This window comes from Marinifilum caeruleilacunae, assembly GCF_013141825.1.
Lineage (GTDB): Bacteria > Bacteroidota > Bacteroidia > Bacteroidales > Marinifilaceae > Marinifilum > Marinifilum caeruleilacunae.
Map to the genome: position 1 here is coordinate 176,691 of NZ_RZNH01000004.1, position 19,314 is coordinate 196,004.

Annotated in this window: 13 protein-coding genes; 2 read left to right on the forward strand and 11 right to left on the reverse strand. The window is 37.6% G+C overall.

The features are described 5' to 3' along the window. Positions 1-32 precede the first annotated feature (32 nt). From ELS83_RS04520 to clpB, 8 genes are all read right to left on the reverse strand, one after another. On the reverse strand, positions 33-1,106 hold the full coding sequence (locus ELS83_RS04520; protein ID WP_171594337.1) for a [citrate (pro-3S)-lyase] ligase: 1,074 nt from the start codon (positions 1,104-1,106) through the stop codon (positions 33-35). Between the two features lie 178 nt (positions 1,107-1,284). Beyond that, complete coding sequence (locus ELS83_RS04525; protein ID WP_171594338.1) at positions 1,285-2,673, reverse strand: triphosphoribosyl-dephospho-CoA synthase; 1,389 nt, start codon at positions 2,671-2,673, stop codon at positions 1,285-1,287. Positions 2,674-2,778: 105 nt separating this feature from the next. Next, positions 2,779-4,338, reverse strand: coding sequence for a citrate lyase subunit alpha (gene citF / locus ELS83_RS04530; RefSeq protein ID WP_171594339.1), 1,560 nt, complete (start codon positions 4,336-4,338; stop codon positions 2,779-2,781). A gap of 42 nt (positions 4,339-4,380) precedes the next feature. Beyond that, positions 4,381-5,280: an HpcH/HpaI aldolase/citrate lyase family protein gene (locus ELS83_RS04535; protein WP_171594340.1), complete on the reverse strand. Its 900-nt coding sequence runs from the start codon at positions 5,278-5,280 to the stop codon at positions 4,381-4,383. Then, entirely contained in the window at positions 5,280-5,567 is a 288-nt protein-coding gene (citD, locus tag ELS83_RS04540; protein ID WP_171594341.1) for a citrate lyase acyl carrier protein, read from the reverse strand. The genes ELS83_RS04535 and citD overlap by 1 nt, the downstream gene beginning before the upstream one ends. A 947-nt stretch (positions 5,568-6,514) precedes the next feature. Further along, positions 6,515-7,948, reverse strand: coding sequence for an ADP-dependent glucokinase/phosphofructokinase (locus tag ELS83_RS04545; RefSeq protein WP_171594342.1), 1,434 nt, complete (start codon positions 7,946-7,948; stop codon positions 6,515-6,517). 203 nt (positions 7,949-8,151) lie between these two features. Then, positions 8,152-9,462 (reverse strand): cell envelope integrity TolA family protein, encoded by a 1,311-nt coding sequence (locus ELS83_RS04550; protein WP_171594343.1) that lies wholly within the window; start codon positions 9,460-9,462, stop codon positions 8,152-8,154. 195 nt (positions 9,463-9,657) lie between these two features. Next, positions 9,658-12,258, reverse strand: a complete 2,601-nt coding sequence (gene clpB, locus ELS83_RS04555) for an ATP-dependent chaperone ClpB (protein WP_171594344.1) — start codon at positions 12,256-12,258, stop codon at positions 9,658-9,660. Between the two features lie 241 nt (positions 12,259-12,499). On the opposite strand from clpB, the gene ELS83_RS04560 reads away from it, so the two are divergent. After that, entirely contained in the window at positions 12,500-12,913 is a 414-nt protein-coding gene (locus tag ELS83_RS04560; protein ID WP_171594345.1) for an OsmC family protein, read from the forward strand. A 172-nt stretch (positions 12,914-13,085) separates the two neighbouring features. Beyond that, positions 13,086-13,667 (forward strand): peroxiredoxin-like family protein, encoded by a 582-nt coding sequence (locus tag ELS83_RS04565; protein WP_171594346.1) that lies wholly within the window; start codon positions 13,086-13,088, stop codon positions 13,665-13,667. A 69-nt stretch (positions 13,668-13,736) separates the two neighbouring features. On the opposite strand, the gene ELS83_RS04570 is transcribed toward ELS83_RS04565, so the two are convergent. The 3 genes from ELS83_RS04570 to ELS83_RS04580 all read right to left on the reverse strand — a co-directional run bounded on the left by ELS83_RS04570 (position 13,737) and on the right by ELS83_RS04580 (position 19,268). After that, complete coding sequence (locus ELS83_RS04570; RefSeq protein ID WP_171594347.1) at positions 13,737-14,570, reverse strand: AraC family transcriptional regulator; 834 nt, start codon at positions 14,568-14,570, stop codon at positions 13,737-13,739. A 106-nt stretch (positions 14,571-14,676) separates the two neighbouring features. After that, on the reverse strand, positions 14,677-16,107 hold the full coding sequence (locus ELS83_RS04575; RefSeq protein WP_171594348.1) for a glycoside hydrolase family 47 protein: 1,431 nt from the start codon (positions 16,105-16,107) through the stop codon (positions 14,677-14,679). 140 nt (positions 16,108-16,247) lie between these two features. Next, entirely contained in the window at positions 16,248-19,268 is a 3,021-nt protein-coding gene (locus ELS83_RS04580; protein ID WP_171594349.1) for a GH92 family glycosyl hydrolase, read from the reverse strand. Positions 19,269-19,314 lie beyond the last annotated feature (46 nt).

Below are 19,314 nucleotides of genomic sequence, written 5' to 3' on the forward strand. Positions count from 1 at the left end.
CTGGCTTTTATTTTATATCGAAATCACATGATTTAATGTCTTGATATGGTATTTTGAATTTTTGTTCTTACCTCCAATGATTCGTCCGAAAGCAGGAAGTTCTTTGTTGAATCAGGCAGGAAATCCAGTACCTCTTCCAGTCGATCCTCTCTAATAGCTTGTCTTACCTTCGAGGCTGAAATGTAGTTATCATCATCTCCACTTGTAATTCTTGGTATTTCCAACAAATCTACACCATTCGAAGGAAGGTATTTGATCATTGCCTCATTGTATGCAGCTGTAACCGGCGAATACATCTCTGTTCCAACATATCGTTTATTGATATTCAGAACTGGCACAATGTAATGCAGGAAAGTAATTACATCGAGCTCGGCTTGTTTTGCAGCAATATCGCTCTCCTTTTCCTGCTTTAGGAAATAACAAGGGAATATTGTGCCTGAAACCACATAGTTTCCTCCTTTTACCATTATCAGGTTCTCGATATGCCCCAACTCTTCCTTTATCAATCTCCATCTGATATCGAAAGTAAAGGACGATCTGTCTTCTTCCACTACAAACAAGTACACCAACCTGTTTTCCTTACATGCTTTTTCGATCAGGTATTTATGACCTTTGGTAAAAGGGTTGCAATTCACTACAACGGCAGCGATATCGCCCACATTCACCTCTTTTTTAATAGATCTTAAATAATCCTGGTAGGTTTTAATGTTTTCGTAACCAAATTCCAAAACAGAAAACAGAGGCTCAGCTGTTGCAATTTCGGTAAAACCTAAACCTTTAAACACTTCAAGATTCCTTGGTTTGGTGTAAACAAAAATATGTTTGTGCTCCTGTATCACAATATCGATAAGATGTGTTACGATTTGTGCAAAGGCTGCTCCTTCACGAAATTTAGGTGCCACAGCTACATATTTCAACACTCTTCCTTTGTACGATCCGGTACCAATTACCTCATCATTCAAATTGTAAAGTATCATGCTATAATCAACATCATGCTGATTAAAATCGAATCCCAATGGTTCCAGAAATTCTGTCACCAGTTTTATATCGAAGGGGTTTCGCAGATCCAAAGATTCTTCTCTGTAATCAGTATTTTCAACTCCCATATTTTTGTCCTTAGTTTAGTATTTTGTTAGTGTGTGATAGCGTATTAAAACATCAGTCAATATTATTGGATTTTACGAAACAACAAAGCTTTTTTCATATGTTTCAGAGATATATTATTATCCAAAAATCATGATAAATGTTATTTGTTTTTTTTGCCCGATTTGTTATAAATGAAAGCTAAGAATGATAATTGGCAAGGCTATAGATAAAGTACGATACCGCCAATAAATCAGCCGATCCTCCCGGTGAGATGTGATTGCTTTCACAGTAGTTGATTAAATCGGAATAGCGATTTTCAAAATCTTCTTCTCCAAAACAATCCATTGCCAATTGTGCTTTTGCTTTTAATTCATCAAGTACATCAACCCCTTTTCTAAAAAGGATATTACTGTCGTCGTTGTTCGCAATTAAGGCCAACAGGGCATGTGTCAATGATTTTTGCAAAAGCTTATCATCTGCCTCCACATTGGCGAGGTGACGTTCAAGAACCGGAATTGCATTTTCAAAAACACAAGGTAAACCTGCCTGAATTTCGCCTCTAATTCCTCTTCCTTTGTTTCCATATTTCTCAAAACAAACTTCCCCATGCGTTTGTTTGGTTTGGTAAAGTTTTCTGCCTAGTTCGCGCTCCACCAGGTTTCCATTCAGCTTTTGAATCAAATCAACAAATGAATGGTAATTGAAACGCTGTTTTGCAATTAAATAGGCACTAACAAAAAGAGAAAATCCCAAAAGGAAAATCGCTCCTTTGTGTGTATTTACTCCCTTGGTTTCACGAAACATATCCTCTTCCATCAGCAATCCAATTCTTCTTAATTCAGGAAGAGCTTCTTTCAGGTTTTCATGTTTAAAAGAAAAACCGTAATTGGCAATCTCCTTAAAATAAACCGATAAAACCGAGGCTGAATTCAGGAAAGTGGCAAAGTCCATGTCGTCGTGAGAACCATTTGAAAAACGATCGACCAATCCGGGTTTTGGAGATAGGGCCACCTCATGCAAAAGAGATTTTAATGCTTTTGCAGCAAGATCATTGCAGATCTGCTCCCTGCTCAATTCGTTTAAATACTTATCGATATCTGCATTTATTTTTTTACGGATATCAGTATAAGAATGATTCTGCTGGCGCATACAAAGCAAAGCTGGCTTTTCGCTACAGTAGTAACATGTTTTGGCTTTGCCCGAAGAAACCGGATCCCCCTGAGCGTTGGTTATATCAACATCTAAAAGTCGACCCAAAGTATGATTCTCCTCAAACTTTTCAGTGATTTGCTTTATTTCCTCAATGACACAATTTCCATCTAGAATGGGAACAAGAAAAAGGTCGCCTGCCTCATCTGTCGCACAATGCTCTTTTGATGAATCTATTAATATTCGGTGCGATAGCAAATGACGCTTCAGCTCTGATAAAACTTTCTGAAAGCATAAATGGATTTTCTCATCGGATTTCGGATAGCCGGGAATATTAAAATTCAGACTTAAAGAAGCCATTCCTGATTTGGAAATCTCTCCACGCAAAACCGCCCTTTTGTCCCTGGCAGCTAATATTTTTCCTAACACATCATCCATATTGCAATCATTAAATCAGCAATAAATTCATTTAAATATGATATAAAATTACACCCTAAAAGTAAAATAACAATTAGGGTGCACTTTCTTTATGTAAGAATCTCTTTACGAGAGATTTTCAACATTGTAAATCACATCAATAATGGTTCCGTCACGATACTCTACCAAAGCAACAATCTTGTCACCTAGTTCTTTCTCGGCTGGAATACCAGTCATCGCATCCACCTTCTCTTTTAGGTCTTTGATATCGACAACTTTAACACCTGCTTTAATTAAAGCAGCAGCAAGATTTGGCTTAGAAGGATTCACACATACACCGCGCTCTGTAACAATTACATCAACACTTTCACCTGGTGTAACTACGGTGTGAACTCTGTCTTTCACAATTGGCAAACGCCCACGGAAAGAAGGACAAACCACAACCGTTAGGTTTGCACCCGAAGCGGTATCTGAGTGTCCACCCGATGCACCACGAATTTCGCCCGACGAACCTGTAATTACGTTTACATTAAAATCCACATCAACTTCCAGAGCACCAAGAACCACAACATCAAGTTTATTGGTCATCGATCCACAGTTGTTCGGATTTGCATACTGGTCGCAAGTAATTTCGATATGGTTTGGATTGTTTAAAACAGAAGAACTTACAGCAGCATCGAAAGATTGAACGTCGAAGATTGCCTGGAATAAGCCTTCATTCAACATATCTACACCGTAAGAAGTAACACCACCAATCATGAAACTACCTTTAATATCTTTGCGTTTCATATCTTCGCGAAGAAATTTTGCCACAGCCAAGGATGCTCCACCAGCACCAACCTGGAAAGACATACCATCCTTAAACAAACCAGAATGTTCGATTACATTGGCAGCAATACGTGCAATGCGTAAGTCCATTGGCGAAGTGGTAATACGAGTAGTTCCCGATGCAATTTTACTTGCATCACCAATGCTGTCTACCTTTACCACATAATCGATAAAGTGCTGACGAACGGTACTTGGAACACAAGGGTAATCAACCAAATTATCGGTTACAATAATTACATTCTTAGAGTATCTTGCATCGATATCAGCATAACCCATAGAACCAAATGCCGAAGGACCATGAGAACCTGTAGCATTACCTTCCTCATCGGCAGCCGAAGCAGCCAAAACCGACAAATCTGGCTTAATTCTTCCTGTTAGGAAGTCGCGCACACGTCCACCATGCGAGTGAATAATCGCTGGGTATTTTAGTTTACCCATCGAAATAATTTCACCAAGTCTTCCACGAATCCCCGAAGAAAAAATCTTGGTAATCATACCCTTCTCTACGTAAGGTACAAGACCATCGTGAGCCGAAGTTAACGATGAAGAAGCCAAAGTAATGTCTTTGATTCCCATTTCGTCAAGTATCTTAATGGTTTGCATCAAAACACCATCTCCACCACGTAGGTGATGGTGAAAAGTAACCGTCATTCCATCGAATGGATTACACTTTTTGATGGCAGCCTCTAAGTTATCGCAAAGTTTTGAGGTATGAGGTTTTTTTGCTTTAAGTGTTCTGGAAATATTTGTAGCCGGAGCTTCATCTTCAATAATGCTTTTCCAAACACCACGGAATGGCTTTAATTCGCCAAATCCTTCTATATATTCAGGAATTTCAACTCCTAATGCGTTTTTCATTTTGTCTTTGTATTAGTATCAATTCGTAAAACAGAAAAGCTGTTAACTTGCAACCGATTTTTCAATTTCTTTTAAATCGATATTTGCATATTCCAAAACGGTAATTGCTCTTTGTACAACAGGAGCATCAACCATTTTACCATCAATTGCGAATACACCAATACCCGCATTTTTATTTCTGATAAACTCCGAATATACCCTGTATGCTTTACGCACTTCATTCTCGGTTGGATTAAACACTTCGTGCACAACATCTACCTGGCGAGGGTTAATCAGTGCCTTACCAGCAAAACCTATTTTTTTGATGTATTCTGTTTCTTCACGAAGTCCTTCTTCATCATTAACATCTGCAAAAACGGTGTCTAAAACATCCAATCCATATGCTTTTCCGGCCATAACAATACGCTTACGAGCATAATCGATACCAACACCATCAGGAGTTTTCACAATTCCCATATCGGCAGTTAAGTCCTGACCACCAATTGTAATTGCATCAATTCGTGAATCGGCATTTGCAATATCGTACACATTGGCAACACCTTTTGCTGTTTCGATCATTACATGAATGGTCATTGTAGGATTCTTAATTCCATGTTTTTTCTCGATTCTTCGAACTTCTTTCATGAAATCTTTTACATCCTGAACTGTTTCTGTTTTTGGAAATCTGATGTTATCAGGTTGTAGTGGCACAATTTCCTCTAAATCGGCAAGGCCAAATGGGGTGTGCATGTTGTTTACACGAACACAAACTTCGGTATCGTAAAACTCTACAGTTTGTAGCATGTTACGTACCAAAATTCTTGCAGCATCTTTCTGGTTCAAAGCTACAGCATCTTCCAAGTCTAATAAAACCGCATCGCAACCATAAACTCCGGATTGTTGAATCATTGCAGGATTATTTCCCGGAATGTACAACATTGATCTTCTTTTCTTCTTTGCCATTACATTGTACCCTCCTGAATACCTAAAGAACGTTTAACAGCAGCTTCTACTCTTGCCTTAATTGTTGGCGTAAGTGCTCCCTTATCTTTTGCAATCAAGTGAACATCCTGGATATCCAACTCATCTAATACCTGATTAATCGTAGTTTTGATATCATTTTCGAACTGTAGCATTACAGTTGAAGAAATATCAATTTGGCGACCGGTTTCCTCTGTTACAGGTTCGATCAAGACCATAATATCGCTTGATTCGAAAGTTCCGGCTTGCGCTTTAAACTTAGGTGTCATTGTTAATGAAATTAGTTTAAATTATTCCGTAAGAATTATAATAATTGATCTTGCAAATTTTAATGACTTTGAATAGAAATCAAAGCACTTTTAAAGATTTTTGTAGTTAATTACCTACTGTTATAAAACACACGCAGGAAACGATTGCATATCAACTCATTACCAAAGCTAAAATCTTGTAAGTATTTACATTTCTTACTATTCACATAGTTTACAAGGATAAAATAAGCACTACCACTCAGGCTTTTTCAACAACAAATGAAATATTTAACACTAAAAACTGCTGGTAAAGAAGAAGGAAACAATTATTGTAGAAAACAACAAAGGCCTCGCACAAGCGAAGCCTTAATTGTTAGTGATTAGTTAGTGGTTAGAATTCGCTTGCCTAATAGCAAGAAAATCAGTTGTGTGATTAGTAAAGTTACAAATGGTAATTGTGTTTTACTTTTTAAATACGCCACAATAAAGTGTATTTTTTTTGATTACGCAAACGTTTTCTGAAAAATCTTTTTTCACATATTTTATTTTTAATGATTCTTAAAACTGTAATTTTCCTATATATTCTGATGGTTTTATTACAGATTTTTTTCTTTTAATCAGGCATAGGAAAATGATTTTCAAGTTATCCGAAATCCAAATTACACTGATTCGGAAAAGCTATTTTCTTCAAAAATTGAGCGATTAATAGATTTTTATGAGTTGTTAATCGTCAATTAAACTCAATATTAAGTGCGCAGGCATATATTCGCAATGTCATGAAATAATTCAAAGGTTAAAGATTAGATTAGTATAAGAAGTTAGAGTTAGCTTGAACTGCTCCACACATGCAGTTCGCGATGAAAGTGAAGATAGCCCGGGTACCACACCAAGGGCTATTTTTATAGAAAAAAAATGAGCTCCCAGGCAAAGACCCAGAAGCTCATTTTAATTTGACAATTATATCTTTATTAGATTGCACCAACCAACGATACCGATGAAATGGTATCTCCCATTCCTACCAAGGTAACTGGTTTTTCAATTAAAATGGTTGGTACAGCAATAATTTCGATTTCCTGATTGGTATAAATACCAGATGATAACAAATCATTGTCTCCAAGTATTTCTTTCACGGTATTGCTTAAGCCTTCCAATTCGTTCAGGCCTACATCTGAAACCTGATGGTCTTTTGCCCACATCAACACATCTTTGCTGTTAATTGCACCTGTTCCTGCTTTGGCAGCTGCTACCGTAGCGGCCAATTGCATACCATCTCTATTTTGAATTGGGCTTACTTTAAAACCTTTTTGCTGCAGTGTAACATACAATCCAAACATGTGTAGCTGCATTCTAGGACATTGAGTATACTCATACACCTTTAACATTCCTTTAAAAAGGTTAGAAGCATTCGTTAGATTATCGCACTCTTTCGCCAATTCTTCCTCACCAATCACTTCAAGGATATCGATTAACTCTCTTTCGTTAAAACCCAAACTATCTACATCCTGAACCAGGCTATCGATAAGGTGCTTTCTCACGACCTTATCCTGGGTAGAAGCAACTTCCAGGTGCAACAAATTATCCGGACAAGATTTTCTCCAGTCTGCAATCAAACCTTTCGATAAATCGATACGCTCAGCTCCCTTGGCTCCATCAGCCAGAGTTTCATGCAACATTTGGTAACCAGACAAAATGATGTATTCCGGATTTACATCCTCTTTAGCCATCCTATTGTTGAAATTATCATCGATATGAAGCTTAAAATTTAAAGGATCGTAGGTTGCAATAAATCGGTTTGCTTTCGGACAGGTATAAGTTTCATCACCAATGGTAAGCGTATCCCCTTTATCGAATTCAATAATCCAGTGAATTAGCGCATTATCTCCTTTTCGATCGACCAGTGAAGCCTGCTTTAATTCACCATTTTCGTCGGTAGTTAGCAGGTTTGGCAAATCGAGAAACAGCTGCGATTGTTCTTTAGGTGCCGATGCACAATGTACATACACATTTTGAACACCACACACGGCCATGGCATTGGCAACAATACCACCTTGTCCTCCCATTTGTAGTTTATCGTAGCCAACATGTTTGTTCAGCCAATAAAAAACATCTACATCTTCAATCAACCATTCTTCGGCAATTCCGCCTTTAAAACAATGGGCAATACCTCGAATTGCGTCTTCATTTTTTCGAATGGCTTTTTCCTCTCCAGATAAAATTAAATTTTGGTCCAGCTTATTATTTCTGATCAACTTCTCTACATCCTTTCCACTCACTTTGATAACCGCATCAACATTGGCATTAAAGGCACTAATTAAACCTTTAATTTCTCCCATCTTCTCTAATTGTTTAGGTGCTGTGCTATAATTTTTAAGCCAGGCAGCTTTTAATTCATTATTCGACATTTGAGATGTTTTATATTATTAATTGGATTTTTTGAATGATATCACATTTAACAAGCAAATTAATGCAATAATTGTTCAAATGATTAGAATGGAAGTGTTTTTTGTTCAATTTTTTACCGCAATGGTTTGCAGAAATCAGATTAAAAAAAGCCCTCGCAAAATTCATTGCGAAGGCCCTAACTGAATTTCGAAAATTAAAAGGACTATTTCTTCAATTTGGTATCCATTAACTGATTTGCCATTGCAGCTCCAATTAACGATTCAAGAGGTGTTTTTCCGTTCTTGCCATCATTACCGGTAATCATGACATCCGGGAATTTAACTTTGGCTATTTCTTTTGCCACACCAATTGCAATTTCTTTTTCGATTTGAGCTCGTTCCTGAGGTGTTAAACCTGCCGAAACCAACTTCGCATTTTGGTATGATTCGGCATCAGCAGCAACCTTTTTAGCTGCAGATTTCAACTTCTCGGTCTCTAGCGCAATTGCTGCAAGTCTTTTGTTGGTTTCCTCTTGCTTCAATTTGGTTTCGATAGAGATCAGAGCCTTAACCTGTTCTTTTTCCTGCGCAACACGTTCCGCCGCTTTATCTCTTTCCCCTTCGGCAACAATACGAGCCTGCGCATCTTTTGCAGTTTTAATTTTCTGCTGTTCCAACTGTCTTTTTGCTGACTCATCGCGCTGAGCTTCCAGTCGCTTTTTAAAGACAGCTTCCAGAATTACATCATCAACAATTACCTGTGCCACAATAATGTTATTCTCATTGATATCATGAGGTATACGAATAAATTTACCATTTTCATCTTTTCTCTTCTTTACCTCGTAACGAGTCTGAATTTCCTTAATTTCACGACTACTATCCTCAATCGAAGAAACAATAGTATCACGATATTCAAGTTTCTCAACACTATAAGCTCCATCTTTCAACTGATCTTCGATTGCTACCCTAAAATCGGATGCAGAACCCGAAATATAATCCTGTGCTGCAAACATATAACCAGTATTCGATACTACTTCGCGAACAGTTGGTATAAGAGTGTTGTTAGCAAGATTTTGCAAAGATCTAAACTCAATTGCCATTTCAATAAAGGACTCTTTATCGGTTGGTAACTGGAAGCGAGTAGATAACTTTGCTGAAGCTGTTACCTGGTCGATAAAACGAATCGGAATTGGATTCATCACTCCTTCGATATCATCATTCTTTTCTCCTTTACTCACCACCTTAACATCGATGTACTTTTGCCATGGGATAATTTTCGCGAATCCTCTCCATTTAATTCCTTCCGACATTACGGCATCTTTTCCACCATTAGGATAAACAACAAAGTATTGATAACCAGGCTCTGCCCAGAAAAATAAAAATGGCATAATAATCATAACAACACCTGAACCAATTACTCCAAGAGAAAAACGAGAAGTTAGTTTCGAGAATGTTTGCGACTTACTTACCAATATTGGCTTTAAAAACAGCATGGCCAAACCTGCCAGTACAATAATAATTCCTAATACAATCATAAAATAATTTAGTTTAATTGGTTTTCTATTTCAAGCACTAAAGTAGAATTTAAAATTGAAAGCCTTATTATTTTTATGTTAGTATTCGATCAAGATGAATTTTGCACTGCGAAACCCGATTTTTTACATGATATTTCTTAAACAAAAAAGCCCATCCTAAAGATGAGCCTTTTATCGTCTAATTAAATGTAGTCATTAAACGTCCTGTATGTTCCTAAATACAAGCGTTTCGTTAATTACATCAACCAGTATATTTTGACTGGCTGTAATGTTTTCGGACAGTATCTGTTTCGACAAATCATTCAAAACCTGTTTTTGCAATATTCTTTTAATGGGGCGTGCTCCAAACTGGGGATCAAAGCCCAGTTCTCCAAGGTAATCAACTGCACTATCGCTTAACTCTATACTGATATCATTTTTAGAAAGCATTTGCTGAACAGCCTTAAATTGCAACTGCACGATTCGTTTTACCTCTACTTTATCCAGTGGCGTAAATACAATGTTTTCATCAATCCTGTTCAGGAATTCTGGTCGAATACTCTTTTTCAAGAGTTCTAAAACCTCGCTTCTAGCCTGCCACAACAATTCATCTTTGTTGCTTTCGCTCATCCTTTCAATTTTATCCTGAATCAGGTGCGATCCAATATTTGAGGTCATAATCACGATGGTATTCTTAAAGTCAACCACCCTTCCTTTATTGTCTGTTAATCGTCCATCATCCAACACCTGCAGAAGAATATTAAAAACATCGTGATGTGCTTTTTCGATTTCATCCAATAAAACTACCGAATAAGGCTTTCTTCGAACAGCTTCAGTCAATTGTCCTCCTTCGTCATATCCAACATATCCGGGAGGTGCGCCAATTAACCTCGAAACCGAATGGCGTTCCTGGTACTCCGACATATCGATCCGAGTCAATTGATTTTCGTTATCAAAAAGAAATTCAGCCAAAGCCTTAGCCAACTCTGTTTTTCCAACTCCTGTTGTTCCCAGAAAAATGAATGATCCAATTGGCCTTTTTGCATCCTGTAATCCTGCACGACTTCTTCTTACAGCGTCCGAAATTGCCGTAATGGCCTCTTCTTGCCCCACAACTCTTTTGTGAAGTTCTTCCTCGAGAGATAACAATTTTTGCCTTTCACTCTTCAACATTCTGTTTACTGGAATCCCTGTCCAGCGCGATACTACCTCAGCAATATCATCATTTCCCACTTCCTCTTTAATCAGAGCATCCGAATTCTGATTTTGCTTCAGTTTTTCATTCAAACGATCAATCTTTTCAGCAACTTCTTTTAATTTGCCATAACGAATTTCTGCCACTTTACCGTAATCACCTTCACGCTCGGCTTTTTCGGCATCATATTTAAGCGATTCCAACAACTCTTTATTCTTCTGAATTCCATGAATTACTTCCCGCTCCGCTTCCCACTTGGCACGATATTTCAGTCTTTCATCGTTTAGTTCAGCAATTTCTCGCGCCAATTCATCTTGCTTTTTCGAATCTCCTTCGCGCTGAATGGCTAATTTCTCAATTTCCAATTGCTTGATTTTTCTTTCAATTTCGTCCAGTTCTTCAGGCAATGAATTCATTTCAAGTCGAAGTTTTGCAGCTGCTTCATCAATCAGATCAATGGCTTTATCAGGAAGAAATCGATCTGAAATGTAACGCTGCGACAACTCAACGGCTGCTATAATTGCCTCATCACGAATTTGAACTTTATGATGATTCTCATAGCGTTCCTTTAATCCACGAAGAATAGAAATCGCACTTAGTGTATCTGGTTCATCCACCATTACTTTCTGAAAGCGTCGTTCTAAAGCCTTGTCTTTCTCGAAATACTTCTGATACTCATTTAAGGTAGTCGCCCCAATGGCACGTAAATCGCCGCGAGCTAAAGCTGGTTTTAAAATGTTGGCAGCATCCATGGCTCCTTCACTTTTTCCAGCTCCAACCAAAGTGTGGATTTCATCGATAAAAAGTACAATTTCGCCTTCTGACTCAACCACCTCTTTCACCACCGATTTTAAACGTTCTTCGAATTCGCCCTTGTATTTAGCGCCTGCCACCAGTGCTCCCATATCCAAGGAAAATATCTTTTTGTTCTTTAAATTATCAGGTACATCCCCTTTTATAATCCGGTGAGCCAAACCTTCGGCAATAGCAGTTTTGCCTACTCCGGGTTCACCAATAAGAATCGGATTATTTTTGGTTCTGCGCGATAAAATCTGAAGAATCCTTCTGATTTCCTCATCTCTCCCAATTACAGGATCAAGCTTCCCATTTCGTGCTCTCTCGTTTAGGTCAAGCGCAAATCGACTTAGCGAATTGAATGTATCGTCAGCAGTTTGAGAATCTACTTTCGCTCCTTTTCGTAATTCGTCTATTGCTGCAGAAAGATCCTTATCCGACACCCCATTGTCCTTAAAAAGCATCGCTATCTGATCTTTTCCTTTTACCAAAGCAAGTAGAATGTGTTCTATGGAAACAAACTGATCGCCCATTTTTCCTGATACACTTACCGCATTTTGCAGAACAGTAGTGGAATCTCTAGACAAGAATGGTTCTCCTCCACTTACTTTTGGAAGAGACTCCAGAATCTTATCGAGAACTGTTTTGAAATGCTGCAGATTTACTCCAAGTTTATTCATCAAAAAACCTGCAACATTCTCTCCTTCTGCCAAAACCCCTTTCAACAAATGGGCAGTTTCAATGGCCTGTTGCTGATTTCCTTGCGCAATCTGAAATGCTTTTTCAATTGCCTGTTGTGATTTAATTGTGAAATTATTAAAGTTCATATTGTGTTTGATTTTTAACCTGTTTTACACTCTGCTTCTTTTCAATTTACTTGCCATTTCTAAAAAACTGAAATAATGTCTGGGCAATTGTAAATCTCACAGTCAATTTGACATATTATTTGAAAATTTCATGATATATTTTCATGTTAACACAAATTAACCTAAGATAAACCTCATATATCTGGATATTTATATATATTTGCCGACTGAAAGTCAAAAAACATTTAAAAAGAATTACAATATGAAAGCAACAACTACCTGGACAAAAGGAATGTCGTCGGTAATTACAAACAACAGAGGTCACGAAATCACAATTGATTTACCAGATGGAAAAGGTGGTGAAAACCTGGGAGCAACGGCATTCGAAGTATGTCTGATGAGTTACTCTGGCTGTGTAAACACCATTTTTAACGTTGTAGCTAAAAAAATGCGCATTGAATTTAATGCTTTGGTGGTTGATACCATCGGATCACAAAAAGATGGAGCTCCAACTTTCACGGATGTTGAAGTAGAGCTAAAAATTGACTCTGAAGCAAGTGATGAAAAAATTGAAAAATGTTTACAGCAAACTTTAAAAATGTGCCCTGTAGGTGTACTTTTCCACCAGGCTGGTGTGAATACAACTTATACAATTGAGAAAATGCAAACTGCCTAAGCATTTCATCATTTAAATAACTGAATCCCTTGCCTTTTGGTGAGGGATTTTTTTTTTGTAATTATTCCTAACAAAAGCTTTTAACACATCTTTAACACCCTTTGGATCTTCATTTTACTTGCGCTCAAAAAATAAAAGACTAATTTGTGTTTTATTTTAAAATTGATAAATCATGAAGAAGTTAATAGGATTTTTAATATTGCTAATCAGCTTTACAAGCTATGCACAAAAAGAAGAGTCTACGATTAAAGTTGGCGACAAAGCGCCAATGTTTAAAGCAAAAGATCAGAATGGAAATGTTGTAAAAAGTGCTGATATCTTAAACAACGAACAATTAATTGTTGTGTTTTATCGTGGTCAGTGGTGCCCATTGTGTAACAGACATCTTTCTCACCTGCAAGATCATGTTGAAGACTTTAAGAAAGCAGGTGCTCAATTGGTAGCAATATCTCCTGAAGTACCAGTTAGTGTAGACAAAACAGTTGAAAAAACCAATGCACAATATCCTGTATTGTACGATAAAGACAGCAAAATCATGAAAGAATTTGGTGTTGAATTTATGCTGTCTGAAAAACTTCAAAAAAAATACAAGGAGTATGGAATTGATTTAAGGGTATCGAATGGAAACAATGATCAATTGCTTCCAGTTCCTGCAACCTACATCATCGGAAAAAATGGTAAAGTAAAATATGTGCAATACGATCCTGATTACAAAAACAGATCGAATGCAAAAGACATTTTAAAGCATTTGTAGTGGTCAGATGTGAGTACCAGGTTTAAGGAGAAATTCTTTATGCCTGGTATTTTTTTTCCTTCCTTACATTTAAATAATCTTCTTGTTGTAAATGCGGTAATCTTTCGGAGACATTTTAAATTGCGATTTAAAAACGCGATAAAAGTATCCCATATTTGCATATCCACTATCAGATGCTATGGTTTTAATCGAAGCATCAGTCATCACCAACAAACGAGCTGCATATTTAATTTTTGCATCATTCACTGTTTTAGTTAATGTCTTTCCTGTATATTTCTTTAAAATTCGATTGGTATGATCGATTGATTTGTTGGTAAGCGATAAGAATCCTTCAACTCCATGAAGAAAGTTTGCTGGTGAATTGTAATTCTCTAGTGCATATTGCAGCCAATAAGGCATGCTACTATTGTAATTTTCATGCCCAGGTTCAAGAATTTCAAAAATAAACAGAAGTAACCTGTCTAAATGGATATGATCCTTTGGTTGGTTAATTACCTGATCTGCTTTTCCACTTAACAAACACAATTCCTCTTTCGGAATACGAAAACTAAAAGGCAGATGGCTTTTTACCCAAAAATAGAGGTTCGATTCCTTAAAATATCGTTCTTCGAAATGGTGCAAAGTTGACTTTGTAAACGCAAGGTTCGTTACGGTTAATCCCTTACTGGCCGTTTTTGCTGCGAATGTGTGTTGATCTCCAGGCCTTACCATACACAGATATCCAGGCATTATCTTTATTTTTTCTCCATTAATTAAATGAAAACCTTCCCCATCTTCTATCCAGAAAATCTCGGCATAATCGTGGGTATGCATCTGAATATCGCTCTTCGAACGCAATGTAATGCGAGCCAAATGGAAAACATCATTGGGCTTTGCCAAAAAGGAATCCAGCTTAAATTGCATCGTTTGATTAGATAAGTTGTTCACTGGCAAATTAGAATAATTAATCAAAATGAAAAAGGGGCTGCATTTCTAAAACAGCCCCAATTAAAATCTAATTTCTAAGTTTTTATTTCAAACCTAGGTTCTTCTTCACCTTTTCAGGATCGAAAGATTTTTTAGCGAATGGATGAGCTTCTGTGTTAAACACATAATCATCCAAACTAAATTCGCCAGTTTCTTCAGTAAAGGTTAAGTAAAGATATTTAAATGTTTCGGCAAAAAAGAATGTTGGCATATAATCTTTTTTCTCCATCGTTCTCACATCTTCAACTGAAGAGTAGGCAACCTCAGTTCTACAGTACTTTTTAATATCTGACCAGTACTTATCAACCATGTCGAAATACTTTTGTTTCCCGGTAATATGATACAGGTAATAAGCAGACTCGATAATTTCAGGATTCAAATCATAAACCGGATAGGTAGGTTCTCCTTGCTTATAGTCATAAATCATTGGTTCCAAACCATACTTATTCCACAATCCGTTCCAGGTATCCTGAGTTTTTTCTGCTCTTCTTAAATCTCCATCCAATGCTAAAATCGACTGAAAAAAGGCATCGTACAAAGTTACAACACTTGCAAACTGACGACCCGAATGCGGGTCGATGCAATCGCGCTTTGCAGTATGCATATTAACACGGCCATACCATAAAGACTCCTCTGTTTCTTCTGCAACATGTTTGTTGATTGCTTCGATACTTTCATCCCACATTTTTTTTGAGTCCTGATCGCCAAACAAGAGCATACTTTTGTAAAGGTATTCGTAATATGAATCGGCTCCGGCACAAATGTGAGAATGATCGTTCAACCATTCACCAGTTTCAACATCAATTAAATCGGCCACCAGGTTAAGCTCAGAACGCCGTTCCCATATCGCCATATTTGCTTTCTTTGCAGTTTGATAATAAATCGGATTGCCAGTATAGTAGCTTAAAATTCCCAATTCGAACATATAAGAAGCAGCCTCAGCCAAATTTACTTTTGTTCCCTTTGTTTCACCAGTTTTTAGGTTCACCCAATAGTAAGGTATCCCAGTTGGAGAATCGAATGCTTTCAACATGCGTTTGCCAAAATCTTCGGCTTTTAACAAGATTTTAGGATCGTATGTATATTCGTACATGGCAAGCAATCCTCCCATAATTCTGATATTTACCTCGAAAGTTTTTACATACAGATCTTTCTCCCAACTAATGCTGTCTATCAGGTAATTTTCTACTTCCTTGGCCTGCTCGTCCAAACCCATAACTTTCATGGTGCTGTATGCATCTATGGGAGAAATGTGCAGAGACTCCTCGTACCAATCCTGGTAAGATCTGGAAAGAGGCAACAATACATCATGTCCCCATGCATATTTTTTATAGGCATCCCAGGTTCGTACAAATTCACTTTTCACTTCTTCTGCCAAAGGACTGATTTTCACCTCATCCTTTTTCGCTTGTTTCGATTGACAAGCTATCATGCTAATCGCAATTATCACAATTAAATAAGTAAGTTTTTTCATGATATTCAGGTTTCGTTTATTTTTGTAATATTCTTTCAAAAAATGGCAATAATTTGGCATCTAATTGCCTGATAAAGTAAGCATCAACCGATTAAATCTGATTTAATTCATGATTAATTCAAAAGAAAACGGATTAATGATTAGTTGATTAATATCTCATCTACAAAAATCCAATGCTTTCTGCCACCTGCCATGTGCCAATCGGGGATTGGACCATTCTTAAATGTTACTTTCAGATACCTGCACGATACTTTCGGAAATTTGATGGATGGTCTGATCACATATCGGCTTTCATCTTTTACAGGTTCCAGGCTTCTGGTTTTCACAAGGCGGTAATTTTTCTGATCGTTTGAAACATAGATTTCAACCTCATCCGGATTAAAAATCCAGGCCCCAGGGTATATCAAAATTCCAGCTTTCACTTCCGAAATTTCTTTTGATTCTCCCAGGTCGATATCCACATCCATATCATGCAAATCGATTCCGGTCCAAAATCCATCATTAAAAGTGGTAGATCCAAAACCTCCATCAATCAACTGTATTCCCGTTTGCTTGCCATATCCAATTTTATCGCCTTCCACACTTATTTTTGGATATCCCGTATGGGGATTAAAAGGCAATCCTTTAAAATATTGAAGATTTAATACACCACTGGCTTTCAAACCTTCTTTAAAAGCTATTGCCTTAAGCCTAACATCATCTCGAACATGTATTGGTCTTTGATATTTTTTGGAGCTTAAGTCAGGTTCAGATCCGTCGGTTGTATAACGAATCTCGGCTCCATTCGTGCCACATCGTAATTGAATTGTTTTACTCTTTTCAAAACTAAATGCTGTATCATTGGTGTAGGGCATCAAGACCTGCTTTTCTTCATGAAGTTTGTATGCTTGACTCACTTTCATTCCTTGCATCTCATTCAAATCAGAACTTTCAGTTCCCCAGGAAAGATTTGGTTTACTTCCCATTTCGAAAACCAGCTCTCCCCCGTTTTTAATCTGATCGTAAGTGATAAATGCTTTATTAAATTCTTTTCCATTTAACCTGGCCGATTGGATGTAAACATTTTTCTCGGAATTGTGATTGGCTACCACGCTAAACACTTTCCCATTCTCGAGATTTATACTTGCCTTCTGATAAGCTGGCGATCCAATCTGATATTGGTTACTCCCCGGACAAACAGGATAAAAACCAAGCGATCCAAAAACATACCAGGAAGACATCTGTCCTAAATCATCATTATTATCCAATCCGGCAGGATGATCATGATAAAAACGCGACAGAATTTCCCTTACCAACTTCTGGCTTTTCCAGGCCTGACCGGCATGAACATACAAATACGGCATTTGGTGCGATGGCTCATCACCATGACCATACTTCCCAATAAAACCAGAAATATCAACATGCTGCGATCCTCCAATTTTCGAATTATCTGCGAAGATGGCATCTAACCAATATGCGAACTTTTCTTTTCCACCATGCAGCTGAATCAAGTAGCCCATATCGTGCGGTACATAAGAAGAGTATCCCCAAATGTTACCTGACACATAATTATGTACCAATCCGTCCCACTTTGTTTTATCTACATGTACAAATTTGCCATTTTGCAGTTTAGGCAATAGATATCCTGTATGCTGATCAAATAAATTCCTGTATCCTTTCGATCGTTGTTGAAATAGATGGAGATCATCTAACTTTTTCATTTTTCTGGCCACCTGGCTTAAGCACCAATCGTAATAATTGTACTCCGTAGTTTTCGATACAGAACTTCCAATTTCAGCAGGAACAAAATCCATATCGATATAATAATTCATTCCGTTAACATCGTAGCTATTGCTATGCTTTTCCAGGTTAAAAGCCGCAGCATACATGGCATCATATGCTGTCTGTTGATCTATTCCTGATATGTCTTTCATGATGGCATCAGACATTACAGAAACCGTACTGTATCCAATCATACATACATTGTCGTGCCCCAAACATTCCCAAACCGGCAAACCTACTTTCGCATCGGTAAATCTAGATGATAACGAGTTGATGAAATCAGCCGTTTTATCGTGCTCTACAATAGAAAGCAAAGGGTGAACAGCCCTGTAAGTATCCCAGGTAGAAAAGTTACTGTACTGATCAAATGTTGAATGGTATTTCTCTCCTTCCACAATATACTCTCCACTTACATCCGAAATTAAATTCGGAGAAATCATGGAGTGATATACTGCGGTGTAAAAATTTCTTTTATCGGATAATTTATCTGTTTCGATCTGAAACTTGTTCATTTTCTCTTCCCAAATGTCTTGTGCACTTTCTAGCACATGGTCGAAAGATACACCTTGCGCTTCAGCATCGAAATTTGCCTTTGCACCTTCGTAACTTACAAAAGACAGTGCCACTTTCACGAGCACTTCTTCCCCTTTTTCAACATCAAAACTCACAAAACCTTTTACTTTTCGGTCAGTAGCTTTTTTCGCCGATTCCTTAATCACATCATCAATAGCTACTCCATTTTTTTGGAAGGATTTTGAAAAGCGCGCATAAAAATAGACTTTTCGGTCTCCCCCTTCGCCATTACAATGCTTCCAACCCCTCACTTCCGAATCCGACACGAATTCAATTTCAGTTCCTTGTACATTTTCCATGATGTTATGAGTGGGATCAAGAATCACATTAGCTTGTCCGGCCGTATTGAAAGTATACTTGTGATATCCTACTCTTGGACTACAGGTTAATTCAACCTTCACATTGTAATCATCCAAAACCACAGCATAGTATCCTGGCGATGCTTCTTCCTTTTTGTGCGAAAAACGTGAACGAAATCCGCTTTCGGGATCTTCTTCTGTTCCTGCAATAATTTTTGTTTCTCCCAGGGTGGGCATCAACAAAATATCTCCTAAGCCTGCCAAACCAGCCCCACTAATGTGGGTATGAGCAAATCCTTTTAAAATTGAATCGCTATAATGATAGCCCGAACACCAGTCCCAGGCTTTAAAATCGTTACTCGGACTCAACTGAACCATACCAAAAGGCAATGTAGCCCCAGGAAATGTATGAGCATGTCCATCGGTTCCAATCATTGGATCGACGAATTGAATAAGTTGTTTGTTTTGTGCAAAAAGTTTAGGAACTACAAATGCAACAAACAGGATAATTAGAATTAATCTCTTCATGAATAAAATACTTTAGGCAATCAAACTTATTCTTGCTTTAATCTCG